Genomic DNA, 13178 nt, shown 5'->3' with positions numbered 1-13178 from the left:
GTAAACTATGACTTTTTATAGCAAAGTAGTAAGTGGTTTATTGACGTTATCGATCGCTTTAAATGGATACTTACTTTGGCCAAATACAATTGCGCAACCACAAAAGGCAACACAAAAAAGCCATAGCGCAACCCCCTTAGCTTTCAGTCAAACGTCTCCAACACAAGCCGCCCAACATGCTTTTGAAAATGGCGATTATGAGCATGCAGTAACACTGTATCTTGCCCTTGAAGATAGCCACCCGCTTGCTGCTGAAGCACTTTATACAAATTGGCTGTCAACGCTCGAGAGGTGGTTGTTAAATGATGAACTTATTACCAGCGAGCAATTTTTAAATGCCTTTTTAGTACGCCGCCCCTATGATTTAAAAATGCTTTACCAAGACGCACAGCGGTTACTAAGACAAGGCGAGATACACAATGCTATTATCAGCTTATACGCATTACATGCCTTGGCTGATGAGCCACTAAAAGCCAAGCTCAGTAACCAATTAATGCAGCTAACCAATGATCAGCTCAACGAATTAACCGCGCAACAGGCGTGGCAAAAAATGGTTACCCAAACCTTAGTGTGGCTTGATTATGACAATGAAAAACCGCGTTACCTACTGGCACTGGCAAGTGCTTATTATCAGCTAGATGACTTGTTAAGCGCTCAAAATACCTTAGATCGTCTCCCCACCGAGCACTCAATGCAGCAAGAGGTTGAACAACTGCAAACCTTAATTGATAATAAAAATGCTGGGATTGATTTAATCTCTCTGCAAAAACAAGGTGCCCATTACTTGGTAGAGGCTACGCTTAATCAATATACTAACGCCACGCTAATGCTTGATACCGGCGCCAGTTTTACCGTATTACCACGCACGGTGTTTGAGCAACTAGTAACGGCACCACAACCCCTTGGCAACTTAATGGTGAATACCGCCAATGGCAAGGTAACTGCACAGCGCTACCGTGTTGAGTCAATCACCATTGGCCAACAGCAATTAAACAACTTTGATATTTTGATTATTGATAACCATACTGGTTATGGATTGCTTGGTATGAATTTTTTAAATCACTTTAAATTCAATATTAATCAGCAAACCGATCAGTTAGAGTTAGCTCCATAATAATTAAGGATGAACAATGACGCTTAATAACTTTTTATTTAAACTCGCTAACTCACCACAAAATATCGATTTTTCAGATACTATGGCAGTAATAGACGCCAACTACCACTTTACCCCCGGCGCTTTTAATAACCACGGTATAGAAAGCACTGCAAGCGAAAATAATGGCTCATGTAAAATATTGGCTTTTGCCAAACTTAATCAACTGAGTAAACAAAATACCCTAGACTGCTTTGGTGCTTTTTATCACGATGATGTGCTCAACAACCCCACCGGTAGCGATCATATGAATATTCGTACCTTCATGCTCGCACCAGAGACGACGCCGTTTTTAGGGGTTAGTTTTAAAAATGAAGATGTATTAAAAAATAAAGGTTAAAGCACTTTTTCCATAAAAAATCGCGTACCAGTCAGAGGGTAATTATTCATTTGGTACTTAACTGAATAGCCATTTTTTTCATAAAATGGCCTGGCCTGAAAGTCGAGTGTATCCAGCTGTACATATAGTGCCCCTAATCCTTTACCCTTTTGTTCCACCTTATCTAACAGCTTTTTAGCGAACCCTTTGCCACGTACATTTGGCGCACACCACAACCAGTTAATTTGTAGCCAATGACCAAACACTTGTGCAAATACACCTGCAACTATTTGCTGATTTTTATCAACAAATTTAAAGCCAAGAGGCAAGCGTGACGCATCAAAGTGCGCCTTATTGAAATCTACTATATGCTCACGAAGTAATTGATTTAAACTTTCACTATCATCCGATTTTAATTGATACATAATTATTAAGTCGCAATGAAAAGTGCCAGTCTAAGGTAATAGCTAATTAATACAAATTATTATTTGCGTATGAAACCTCAAGCATATTACTCGCACATTTTTCTGGCTGACCACACATTTCATCATAGGCGCTGATGTGGCGTAATACCATCTGCGCATAACTCAAATGCTTTAGGCGCTTTTGAATATCTAATGGGCTCAGACCGCGAATAAACTCCCCTTTATCGTCAGTCACATAGTATTCTACATTATTTATCATCACTGAAACTTGATAAAGCACCATCTCCAATGAATGCAAAATCACTTTTTGTATTGGCTGGTGTTGACCCAGCTCAGATAACTTAATCGCCATAGCATTAACCTTTTGCAAAGTGTAGTGCGTATTTTTACGCAGCCTTGATATACTTTGATCAATCCAAACCAAAGATCCCCCTATGAGAAACAAAACCCGCTTAGCAAAATATCTCGCCCATGCGGGCCTGTGTTCACGTAAACAAGCATCACGATTAATAGACGAAGGTGTTGTGCTGGTAAATAACCAGTTAGCTAACCACATTGATCATGTTGATGATAACGACTATATACGGGTAAATGGCGTGCGTGTGCAAGGTCAAGCAAAGCTTATTTATTACGCTTATCACAAACCGGTGGGAATTGACTGCAAGCTTAATCAAGCAGGTAGAAGCAGCTTAATTCATCATCTACCTACAGGTACTCGGATATACCCTATCGGTCGACTCGATAAAGACTCTCGTGGCTTATTGATCCTGACTAACGATGGTGAGTTTTGTAATCAATTAATTCATCCAGACTTCCACCAGCCAAAGCGCTATTTAGTGACAGTAGATAAGCCACTTGATAATAATTTTTGCCAAAAAATGGCAGCGGGTGTGCCAGTAAATAAGCAGCTAACTTTACCCTGTAAAGTCGAAAAGGTAACAAACAAGCAATTTAGTATCATTTTAAAACAGGGGCTTAATAGGCAAATTCGTAAAATGGCGCACTACTGTGGCTATCAAGTTATTGACTTATACCGCGAACAAATTGCGGCGCTTAACCTCGCTGAGTTGAACATACCCGAGAACACCTTCCTTAAAATCAATAAATCAGCCATTTTAAAAAATTAATTAATTTTTGTATAAAACACTTGCACAAACTGATTACAGGTGTAATCTTAAGTCAAGGATTACATCTGTAGGCAAACTTTATGATTGAACTTTCAAAGGCTGAATTTGAAGTGCTTGATGCGCTTTGGATAAACTACCCCGCTACGGCAAGTCAAATAATTGAACGACTAAGTGATGAAAAACAATGGCACGAGAAAACCATAAAAACTCTACTCGGCCGCCTAGTTAAAAAAAATGCCCTGAGCTTTGAAAAAGAGGGCCGCCAGTATATTTATACCCCTTGTATGGAACGTGCTGAATACACCTTAAAAGAAAGCCAAAACTTTATTGAGCGCTTTTTCAGTGGCCGTATAGCACCACTGGTCAGTGGTTTTGCTAAATCTGAGCAATTATCGCAACAAGACATCAATGAGCTGAAAAAGGTGATTGATGAGTGGGAAAAGCAACAAAAGTAAGGATACTCTTATGTTAGAAAGCACTTTTAACTGGCTTATTGAACAGCAACTGCTCATTGCGTTTTTAATACTGAGCTTATTGGTTTTGGAACGTTATTCTCTAAAGTGGCTCAGCGCAAATTTTGTCTATAAGTTATGGCTATTATTACCAACTTCGCTGTTACTTATTAACTTACCAGAACATTTCAAGCCAATTCAAAATACAGCAATGAGCACCATGTTGATAACGCCGGAGCGAAATTTAGATACTCAGTTAAGTATTAGTTGGGCATTAATTTATAGCATGGTGCTTGCTCTATTAACGTTACTAACTGTGATCACGCACCAACGGTTTATAAAACAACTGCGACTTGCTCCACTTAATAGCTTTAAACTAACTAATAAAAACCTCAATATTGCGTTATTACAAAGCGGCGCCGTTAACACGCCTATGGTCATTGGGTTGTTTCGCACCCAACTTGTACTGCCTAGTGAATATGATGAACTACTCGTAGCTAAAGCTATCGAGTTTCCAAGACACCAGCTTGACTGGTGTCCATTGTTGTAAGAGAGTTTCTTGGTACAAGACTTGCCGTCGGTGACGGTCTTACGTCAGCTTGCGTGCGTGAGCACGCAAGGGACACATCCGTTGATGCAGCCTCTAACTCTCCTGGTTTTTCAGTTGAGGTCAGTTCATTCCCCAACGGCGGTATTACCGCCTTTTTACGTATTGCTGTTTTCTTACGAGGTTTTGCTTTCTGGGCAAACATAGACTCTTGAATGTAAGGTACAGCACGTTGCGCAATGACAATACTGGCATTGTCGTCCGCATGAAAAGTACCACAACCGTTAAGGCAAATTAATGTATCTTGTTGTGGCCTTATTGTACTCTTTTCACCGCACACATGGCACGTCTGCGACGTGAATGCAGGATTTACCTCGACTACGGCCTTGCCGTAGTCGTTGGCTTTATATTTAATGAAATCACCAAGCTTTCCTAAAGCGACATTTAGTAGACTTCTATTTAGCCCACTCTTAGCACGAGCGCGATTGCTCACATAGCCGCGTCCATGCTTGCCGCGTTTTGGTTTAGCACGCTTAGTCATATTCTTGAGTTTTAAGCATTCCAAAGCGATTATTGGCTTAGCCGCGAGCACGACCTCTTTCGAGGTCTGGTGCAAAAAGTCATGTCTGATCCGCGCAGTTTTACTATCAAAGTTAGCGATTTTATCTGCTAATTTTTGTTGCTCGTTTGACTCGACACGTTTAGTGTTTTTGTTGTTATTTTGGCGCTTTTTACGTGCCAAAATACGCTGATATCGCGCTTTTTTACGGGCAAGCTGCTTTAGTCTCTCAGCCGCATCAGGGCTATAGGCTTTACGCAAACCGTCGCTTGTTGCTATAGGCAGCTTAACGCCACGGTCAATACCTGTGATTTGAGCTAGTAGTTCACCATCACTTAGATTTTGTTGTACAAAGCCATTTAACAACTCTTCGTTCGCCGCTAATTCTATACCGTCGCTATACGACCCCGATAGGTGAAAGCGTCTACCTTGGCGCGAAATACGAAATTGTTTAGCCAACTTTTGAAGCGCGTAATCTAGTTGTATGGAAAACATTCTTACAGGCTTCTTTGAAGCCTTCTCATAGAATGTTAGAAGTGTCCTGTTACAATCTAACGGCTCAATAATGAACATTTCTTTTGTGACGACACAGCTACGTTTACGGTTACGTCCTTTGGGCTTTGGGAACTTCCTAAGCCCGCTTCTACACGCATTAACGTCGGCAATAAGCATACTTGCAGAGTTACGGAGTATTTGTACAGGCACTTCTTTCAAGAAAGCCAGCTCAGGCTTCGCTTTGATGGCCGCATACTTCTGGTGGATCTCCGAACCTTTTTCGGCTCGGATAAGTTCGAGACTTTCCTCAATCTTTTGATTACGCATGACATTCGAGCCACCGATCCACTGTGCAAAATGAGTAGCCTGACGGCTACTCAATCTGTCAGTTATTTCGATGCTAAATCCACGAATTGCCATTAATCAAATACCTTGCTCAATTATTAAACACAGAATATTATAGCTCTACTCAAAAATCAACCATGAGTTTAATATGTACGAATGGAGAACAGGAAGAAGTTGCGTTTATAAGAATCAAGTACACCTAGTATTCGTTACAAAATACCGTCGAGAAGTCTTCACGCTAGAAATGGGCGAGATCCTTAAACAAGTATTCAGCGAAACCTGCGAACAAATGCAGTGCGAGCTAATGGAATACGGGTTTGAGGCCGAACACGTCCACCTAATGGTGCAGGTTCACCCTAAACTAGCCGTATCTAATTTAGTGGGCAAGCTAAAGGGTAAGTCTAGTTACATACTTCGACGTGACTATTGGGAATCAGTAAAAACAAAGCTTTGGGGCGACAAGTTTTGGTCTCCTAGCTACTGTGTTGTATCGTGTGGCGGCGGTAGTTTGGAACAGGTCGCTGCCTATATAGATTCGCAACGTAAGCCTCCCTCAGAGAGGGCGGTTAAGCAGAGTAAAGCCATTACCAAGCATAAAAACTAAAACCGCAGGGCTTAACTCGTGGCTAAAGCAGACGAGAATGCGCCCTGCAAATGTTCAAAAAACCGATAGTGCATCATTAGCGCTTATTATTGAGCATGAAAAAGTACACATAAAACGCCGTGATAATTTACTCAATATGCTGTTTTTAATAGCAACATTAATATGCTGGTTTAACCCAGTAGCATGGCTAGGCTACTTAAGCTTTAGACGCTTACAAGAACTGTCATGCGATGAAAAAGTGCTTGAAAATAAGGGTACTCAACAACGAATTTTATACAGTAAAGCACTGATTAATTGTGCAGAACACACCCGCACAGGTTTAATGGCCTACTCACACTACGGAGATAAAAACATGATGTTACAACGACTCAAGCAAATAAAGCATACCGGAAACAGCTCACTGGCCGCCAAAGGTGCCTTACTTATTTTTACCGCAGGCATACTAAGCAGCTTTGCCACAGCTAAACAAACAGACGCATCTTTAGCTAAAGCAGAGCACATTTCACCCACAATACGCATTGAACCAGTTTATCCTTCACATGCTGCTGAGCAAAGCATTAGTGGTTCCGTGGTTTTAAAATACGATATCAGCCCAAACGGTGAGACACAAAATGTCTCCGTCGTTAATGCCAAGCCAGCGGGTGTATTTAATAAGGAGGCAAAAGTAGCATTAAAGCAATGGCAATATAAGCCATCAAATTCTGGCTTTAAAGATGTACTCGTGCAGTTAGACTTTGCACTTGATGAAACATACAAATCGCAAAGTCTGATTGAAAAAGTGACTGTTGCTGCAAAATAAGTTTCAACACTTAGAAACCCTAAAGCAAGCGCCTTATTTTAGCCGCTTGCTTTGTGGTTTTTAAATATATACCCAACCCATCTCAAGATGCAGAATTCAGCGTTTCACAGGGGCTTAATATCAAGGCGTTACTTTGCAAGAATGGCAGTCCCTTTTAAGATGGAACAACGATGAGAGTAAGTCCTGTAAAACGCCCAAAGGGTTGGCTTAAAAGCGATTTATACTGCGTTATTGATTTTTACAATAGAACCACTATTATTTGCAATCAATGCCTTGCCTAAATCGCTTTTAATTCCAACTGAAACTCGCATATTGAGGTGGTTTGAGTATAGACGTTAGAAACTGACCACAATCATCGCGATAGCTGCGCCTAAACCAACAAACCACACTAATGAGCGAAGCACATCCAGGTCTAAGTAGTAAAAAACACAATATAAAACACGCGCTATAATATGAGTAGCAGCCAAAAGCTCAGTTACTTGATGCACATTATTGGTACCAAGCACTACCGCCAAAGCAACGGCGAATACCGCAAGCGCTTCAAAGCAATTTTGGTGTGCAGCTAAAGCCCGCCCGCCAAAACCCTTTAGCTTTGCTTGCTGAGCACGCGGGTGCTTGTTGTCGTAGCCGTCAAGCTTGTGCATCGCTAAAGCAAGCGGTACTTTGGCAAGGTAAGGCATTAATACCGAAAGTAAAGCGCAGATCAGTAAAGTTGTCATTGTTATTCCTCTTATTACTTTTCAATAAACTAGCATAAAAAAGCCGTCACTACTGATATAAGTAATGACGGCTAACAATAACATCACCATTACTATAGCTCAGATTGCTTAGTTTGAAACTGTGACAAATTGTCGCAGCCAATATATTTTCATATTCCGTATTATGGATTCGCATTAGCGTTTCTCTACTGGTAACTTACCCATCTATCAAATTTTTTGTTTTTTATTATGACTTGGATTTTTTTAACTATTTTAGCGGCTTTTATGCAATCGTGGCGTAATGCCCTGCAGAGTAAACTCAGTGCACATGTGAGCGTTGCAGGAGTAACACTTGCACGCTTTATTCTTGCCAGTCCAATTGCCTTGGCTTATTTAGCATCTTTATATCTTTATCAGGATGCTGCTTTACCAACTTTTAACCTATCTTTTGTTAGTTATATTGTCGGTGCCAGCATAGTACAAATTATAGCGACAGGGTTGATGGTGCAATTATTTAAAATGAATAACTTTGCCGTCGGCGCAGGGCTTGCTAAGAGTGAAGCGCTGGTAGCAGCTATTTTAGGAGTATTGTTTTTTGGTGCCACTCTCTCAGTACTAGGTTGGCTGGGTGTATTTATTGGCTCTATAGCCGTTTTATTATTAAGCGGAATCACTAATGTTAAGCACTTTAGCTTGAAAACGGCTCTACTAGGTTTAGCCTGTGGTACTGCATTTGCATTGTCTTCATCGTGGATCCGCGAAGCGAGCCTTAACTCAGGGCTACTATTTCCTTATTCTGCCGCATGGGTGTTGCTGTTTATTATTAGCCTACAAACTATTATGTTATGTGGTTATATTGCCTTTAAAGAACCCGCAACATTTTGTGCGATGTGGGCACATAAACGCACGACTAGCGCAGTAAGCTTTTTTAGCTGTATTGGTTCTATTGGTTGGTTTAGTGCCATGAGCTTACAACATGTTGCTTATGTAAAAACCTTGGGTCAAGTAGAAGTGTTTTTTACTATTTTAATATCAATATTGTGGTTAAAACAGCCGCTCAAACACCAAGATAGTGTGGGGCTTGTGTTAATCGCCATAGCAGCAATCTTAGTGATACTACCAATATAAAAAGTGCGGCTATTGCCACACTTTAAATAATTGAATTAATGACTTATTTTAAGCGTAATTACACCACTTATAATCAACAGCACCCCAGCAATACGACCAAAACTGGCAGCATCGTTATAAAAAAGAATACCAACTAAAAACGTACCCGCGGCACCGATCCCCGTCCATACGGCATAAGATGTACCCATAGAAATATCACGTTGAGCAAGCCATAGCATAAAACCGCTGGCAACCATAAACACCACTGCAATGCCAATACCTAACCAACGGTTTTCACCTTCTTGCGACATTTTTAAGCCTACAGGCCAGCCAATTTCAAGTAAGCCAGCAATAATTAAATACATCCACGCCATTAATTATCTCTCTTTTTTAGAATCACATCATATAAATCTTCACGGCGATCTTTTAAGTTACGTACGGTCCCCTCACTGTGAAGAATTTTCAGCTTATCCATATCTAAATCACTAAATAGCAACATCTCTGTATTCGGGGTTGCTTCATTAAGCGTTGCATCATGCGGGAACGAAAAGTCCGAAGGCGTTAATACCGCCGATTGTGAGTATTGTACATCGAGGCTTTCTACCTCTGGCAAGTTACCAACTGAGCCTGCAATCACTACATAGCACTCATTTTCAATCGCACGAGCTTGGGCACAGTGACGAACACGTAAATAACTGTTTTTGGTGTCGGTCCAAAATGGCACAAACAAAATATCTAGACCTTGTTTGGCTAAAATACGCGACAGTTCTGGGAATTCTACGTCATAACAAATTTGAATGCCTACTCGCCCTGCATCGGTATCAAAAACGGCAATTTTATCACCACCTTGAATTACCCAATCGTTTTGCTCATGCGGGGTAATATGTATTTTACGTTGCTCGTCAACTTTACCGCTGCGGTGACATAAATAACTAACATTGAAAATTTTATCATTTTCTGAAAGTGGCATAGAACCGGTAATAATATTGGCGTTATATTCAACAGCCATACGCGACATGGCATCGCGGAATGTTTCAGTGTATTCAGCTAAATTACGAATCGCTTCAGTTTGGCTTTTTTGTTCAGTTAAGCCCATTAGCGGCGCATTAAAAAATTCAGGAAAGAGGATAAAGTCACTTTTGTAATCAGATACCGTATCTACAAAATACTCTACCTGCTTTAATAATTCATCAACCGAGTCTACGCAGCGCATTTGCCACTGCACTGCACCGACACGCACAATCGATTTAGTCGATTCAAGTACCGTGTCGGTTGGTTCATACATAATGTTATTCCACTCAAGTAACGTGGCATAACCTACTGACTCCTGATCTTCTGGTAAGTATTTTTTAAGTAGCCGTTTTACTTGAAAATCATTTGACAGCTGAAAACTTAAAATTGGATCATAAAGCTCTTTATGATCAACCTTAGCAATATACTCCGTCGGGCTCATATCCTTACTATGATTAAAATAGCGCGGAATACGACCACCGGCTAAAATAGCTCGTAAGTTATACTGACGACAAAGCTCTTTGCGCGCATCATAAAGTCTGCGGCCTAAGCGCATACCACGGTGAGTAGAAGAAATGACCACATCAAGGCCATACAAAGCATCGCCTTCTAGGTCGCTAAATACACGGTCGTGGCCATCAACAATGTCTTCGTAAGTATGTGGATTAGAAAAACGATTGTAATCAACTTGCACACTTAACGCTAAGCCAACCAAAACACCATCATCAATTATGCCTAATTGCCCTTCAGGAAATTGATCTATTAATCTAAAAATAGTGTGCGTTGGCCATGCCCCACCTAAACCAGGGTAAGCTTGATCCATCAAGGTTTTTACTTGTGGATACTGCTCTTTACTTAAGTTGCAAATCTCAAGGTGGGTTTTTTCTGCCGACATACACGACTCCTTTTGGCAAAAGGGATTAATACCTGCTGAATAAAGCAAACCTCAGCTCAACAGATATGAAATAATGGCACAAAAATACCATTCAATTTTATATATTAACATTGGCTGAGTTTTTTAAGCTACGATAAAAAGTGTAATTAGTCACTTTTTTAGTAACCACTTGATGCACTCTAAGCCTAGTATAGCTGGCAGAACCACTGCCAACATTTTTGCTTTATCAACTAGCCGATAATACGTAATTAGCCCTAAATGGTCACTTACCGCGCCCAGCGCTCACTTATCATCCATGTATTGAGTACCATCAGGCGCCTTTAAAATGCCGCCAGCGCAAATATACTGCTACAAGCTAGTATGGCTTAATCGTGAGTCGATGAATCACCGATTGTGGTAACAATGGCGTTGGCTTAGCTTTTATATAGTCATCAAACCCAGCACGATAAAACCTCGAAAACGGATGCCCTGATTGCCCACCAGGTATTGCCATTATTGCCTTATCTAAATGCCCAGGCTGCGCAATAAAGCGCTGCGATGCACCAAAGCTAGTACCTTGTACTGCAGGCATGTAGCTATCACCAAAACCTACCGCACTGGGCATATTTAAAAAGCTTTTTAAAATAGGCATCTGTTTAGCAAATGGGTGCTCTATCACTAACTCATTAACCTTACCCCATTGCCAACTTTGCAAGTTATTACCATATTTGGCAGTTAACTTTTTAACTACCAATTCAAAAGCACCCTCCATTTGCGCGGACCAATTAGCATACTTTTTATTTAACCAGCTGGCTGGCTGTTGCTTTATCAGTTGCCATGTTGCTGGCTCTAAATCACGCTTTATGTACTCTAAGCTACCTTGTTGTTGCTGAAGGTTTTTCTCAATGCTACCAAATAAACTATTAATCACTTCATCACGAAAATGCCTAACTAATGTATATCCTACAGACTCTGCACAAGCACATCGCTGCCAGCTATCAAGAGCTTGTATATACTGCTTATTTTTTTGTGGCGCTGCCTTTAATTGGCTAAGCAATAAAGTATGCCAGGGCGTTAAAAATCGAGCTTCGTTGTCATGCTGTAATTGGTTAAAATCAGCTTCATTAAATTGCTGTTTTTCATAAAGCCTATCGCGAATTTGACTTGCGCGAGCGCCAAGTGCATAACTACCATTACCAAAACGTTGATCATCTTGGACTGAAACTACTCGTGAGTTACCCGTCCATAACCGACCATCTTTAGGGTTTTTAACACTTGGTCTTATAACTTCATTATCGTGCCACTTTGGAGAATAGCGCCCCTCAGGTACTGCAAGTTCACTAGGGGTTTTACGTGCTGGTATTGCGCCCATATTTTTCCATGCTGCACTGCCTTGACTATCAACCACTACTAAGTTTTGCACAGGGATCCCGATTTCAGCAGCGATACTTAATGCATCATCAACATTTGTAGCTTGCTCTAATTTTAGTAAGCTCATGTCAACCGCATAATCATGATGAGCAACCCAGCTTAACGCATACGGTTTATCATTAATTTGTTGTACAGGGCCGTATTCACTCATGGTAATTGAGTAATCTTCATCAACTGTACCTGCAACCGCTATTTGTTCTTTTACTTGCCACGTTTTATGGGTGTCATTAATCGCAATCCAATCAGCAGTATCAAGGTAACCATTGGTAAAACCCCACGCGATTTTATTATTAGTGCCAACCACAATGGCGGGCGCGCCGGGTAAAGATACGCCAGTAATCTGATGCTGTTGCCCATTTTTAAGATAATTAAGTTGCGCCCGATACCAAATAACCGGCACTGCCATAGATAAATGCATATCATCCGACAGCATACCAGCGCCCGTACTTGTTAATGCACCTGTTACCGCCCAATTATTACTGCCGCGTTCTTGATTGGCTGCAATCTCAACATGAGTACCGACTTTCTGTTCAAGTGCGGGGATCCCACCTGAGTAAGGCGCTAACTTACTACCATCTAATGCTGCTTGATGAGTACTTGGCTGGGTTAAAAACGCTATCATTTGCCTGCCAAATTGCTGTTCAATTTGAATCAGCGCCTTATCTCGCTCAAAGGTTGCCGTTTGTAAATCTAGGTACATGCTAAAAATAACTAACAGGCTATCTTCACTTTGCCATGGCTTTTGCTCTGTACCCGTTAATAAATATTCAAAACTCTTAAAGCCAATTTGTGCCAGCCCTTCGTTTACACCCGTTGCATAACTAGCTAATAAGTTTTTATCCGACTCAGGAAGCTGCTCGAAAATAAATTGGCTTCGTTTGCGTAATTGATGAAAGCGCATTTTTTTATCTAAATTAATAGCTGCTTTACCAAATAACTCGCTGAGTTCGCCAGCGGCATTGCGGCGTAGTAAATCCATTTGGAAAAAACGATCTTGGCCATGGGCAAAACCAAGTGCATAAGCGGCATCATTACGGTTACTTGCATGAATAACGGCTTGGCCTAATTTATCACGCTCAATGAGCACTTTATTCGTCACTGCTTTACTGCTCCCTTGGCCATCAAGGGCGGGCAAACTAAGCGTTAGCACTGCATACAAAACACCAGTAGCAAGTAAAGCTATTATTAATAAACTCAGCACCAACCATTTTATTACCTTAACCATAAACGTA

The 13178-nt window shown here is 40.9% G+C and carries 15 protein-coding genes; 8 read left to right on the top strand and 7 right to left on the bottom strand.

Translation table 11 applies throughout. The features are described from left to right. The first annotated feature begins 7 nt into the window (after positions 1-7). Positions 8-1114 (top strand): aspartyl protease family protein, encoded by a 1107-nt coding sequence (locus ACT3RM_RS00320; protein ID WP_441834044.1) that lies wholly within the window; start codon positions 8-10, stop codon positions 1112-1114. Between the two features lie 16 nt (positions 1115-1130). After that, a complete protein-coding gene (locus ACT3RM_RS00315) occupies positions 1131-1493 on the top strand; it encodes a HopJ type III effector protein (RefSeq protein WP_441834043.1) in 363 nt (120 codons plus the stop codon). On the opposite strand, the gene ACT3RM_RS00310 is transcribed toward ACT3RM_RS00315, so the two are convergent. Further along, a complete protein-coding gene (locus ACT3RM_RS00310; RefSeq protein ID WP_441834042.1) occupies positions 1490-1897 on the bottom strand; it encodes a GNAT family N-acetyltransferase in 408 nt (135 codons plus the stop codon). The genes ACT3RM_RS00315 and ACT3RM_RS00310 overlap by 4 nt on opposite strands. A 46-nt stretch (positions 1898-1943) precedes the next feature. Further along, a complete protein-coding gene (locus tag ACT3RM_RS00305; RefSeq protein ID WP_441834041.1) occupies positions 1944-2249 on the bottom strand; it encodes a DUF6482 family protein in 306 nt (101 codons plus the stop codon). Between the two features lie 82 nt (positions 2250-2331). Between ACT3RM_RS00305 and ACT3RM_RS00300 the strand changes: the two genes are divergently transcribed. The 3 genes from ACT3RM_RS00300 (at position 2332) to ACT3RM_RS00290 (ending at position 4026) form a co-directional block, all read left to right on the top strand. After that, positions 2332-3024, top strand: coding sequence for a pseudouridine synthase (locus ACT3RM_RS00300; RefSeq protein ID WP_441834040.1), 693 nt, complete (start codon positions 2332-2334; stop codon positions 3022-3024). Between the two features lie 80 nt (positions 3025-3104). After that, a complete protein-coding gene (locus tag ACT3RM_RS00295) occupies positions 3105-3479 on the top strand; it encodes a BlaI/MecI/CopY family transcriptional regulator (RefSeq protein ID WP_441834039.1) in 375 nt (124 codons plus the stop codon). A gap of 10 nt (positions 3480-3489) precedes the next feature. After that, on the top strand, positions 3490-4026 hold the full coding sequence (locus tag ACT3RM_RS00290) for a hypothetical protein (RefSeq protein ID WP_441834038.1): 537 nt from the start codon (positions 3490-3492) through the stop codon (positions 4024-4026). Here ACT3RM_RS00290 and ACT3RM_RS00285 read toward each other — a convergent pair. Then, entirely contained in the window at positions 3980-5497 is a 1518-nt protein-coding gene (locus ACT3RM_RS00285) for an RNA-guided endonuclease InsQ/TnpB family protein (protein ID WP_441834037.1), read from the bottom strand. The genes ACT3RM_RS00290 and ACT3RM_RS00285 overlap by 47 nt on opposite strands. A gap of 73 nt (positions 5498-5570) precedes the next feature. On the opposite strand from ACT3RM_RS00285, the gene tnpA reads away from it, so the two are divergent. Further along, positions 5571-6026 carry an IS200/IS605 family transposase gene (gene tnpA, locus ACT3RM_RS00280; RefSeq protein WP_441834036.1) on the top strand — a complete coding sequence of 152 codons (456 nt, stop codon included), beginning with the start codon at positions 5571-5573 and terminating at the stop codon, positions 6024-6026. A 37-nt stretch (positions 6027-6063) separates the two neighbouring features. Continuing rightward, positions 6064-6825: a M56 family metallopeptidase gene (locus ACT3RM_RS00275; RefSeq protein WP_441834035.1), complete on the top strand. Its 762-nt coding sequence runs from the start codon at positions 6064-6066 to the stop codon at positions 6823-6825. A 335-nt stretch (positions 6826-7160) separates the two neighbouring features. On the opposite strand, the gene ACT3RM_RS00270 is transcribed toward ACT3RM_RS00275, so the two are convergent. Further along, entirely contained in the window at positions 7161-7544 is a 384-nt protein-coding gene (locus ACT3RM_RS00270; RefSeq protein ID WP_441834034.1) for an MAPEG family protein, read from the bottom strand. A gap of 228 nt (positions 7545-7772) precedes the next feature. On the opposite strand from ACT3RM_RS00270, the gene ACT3RM_RS00265 reads away from it, so the two are divergent. Then, positions 7773-8651, top strand: a complete 879-nt coding sequence (locus tag ACT3RM_RS00265; protein ID WP_441834033.1) for a multidrug transporter — start codon at positions 7773-7775, stop codon at positions 8649-8651. A 35-nt stretch (positions 8652-8686) separates the two neighbouring features. Here the strand turns inward: ACT3RM_RS00265 and ACT3RM_RS00260 are convergent, their stop codons facing one another. From ACT3RM_RS00260 to ACT3RM_RS00250, 3 genes are all read right to left on the bottom strand, one after another. Then, positions 8687-9004 (bottom strand): DMT family transporter, encoded by a 318-nt coding sequence (locus ACT3RM_RS00260; protein ID WP_441834032.1) that lies wholly within the window; start codon positions 9002-9004, stop codon positions 8687-8689. Beyond that, positions 9004-10536 carry a GNAT family N-acetyltransferase gene (locus ACT3RM_RS00255; RefSeq protein ID WP_441834031.1) on the bottom strand — a complete coding sequence of 511 codons (1533 nt, stop codon included), beginning with the start codon at positions 10534-10536 and terminating at the stop codon, positions 9004-9006. The genes ACT3RM_RS00260 and ACT3RM_RS00255 overlap by 1 nt, the downstream gene beginning before the upstream one ends. 355 nt (positions 10537-10891) lie before the next feature. Next, positions 10892-13171 (bottom strand): penicillin acylase family protein, encoded by a 2280-nt coding sequence (locus ACT3RM_RS00250; RefSeq protein WP_441834030.1) that lies wholly within the window; start codon positions 13169-13171, stop codon positions 10892-10894. Positions 13172-13178 lie beyond the last annotated feature (7 nt).

The organism is Pseudoalteromonas sp. AOP7-A1-14 (assembly GCF_052376275.1).
Taxonomy (GTDB): domain Bacteria; phylum Pseudomonadota; class Gammaproteobacteria; order Enterobacterales; family Alteromonadaceae; genus Pseudoalteromonas.
The sequence above is the reverse complement of the archived record's forward strand: the minus strand, read 5'-3'. Positions and strand labels throughout refer to the sequence as shown.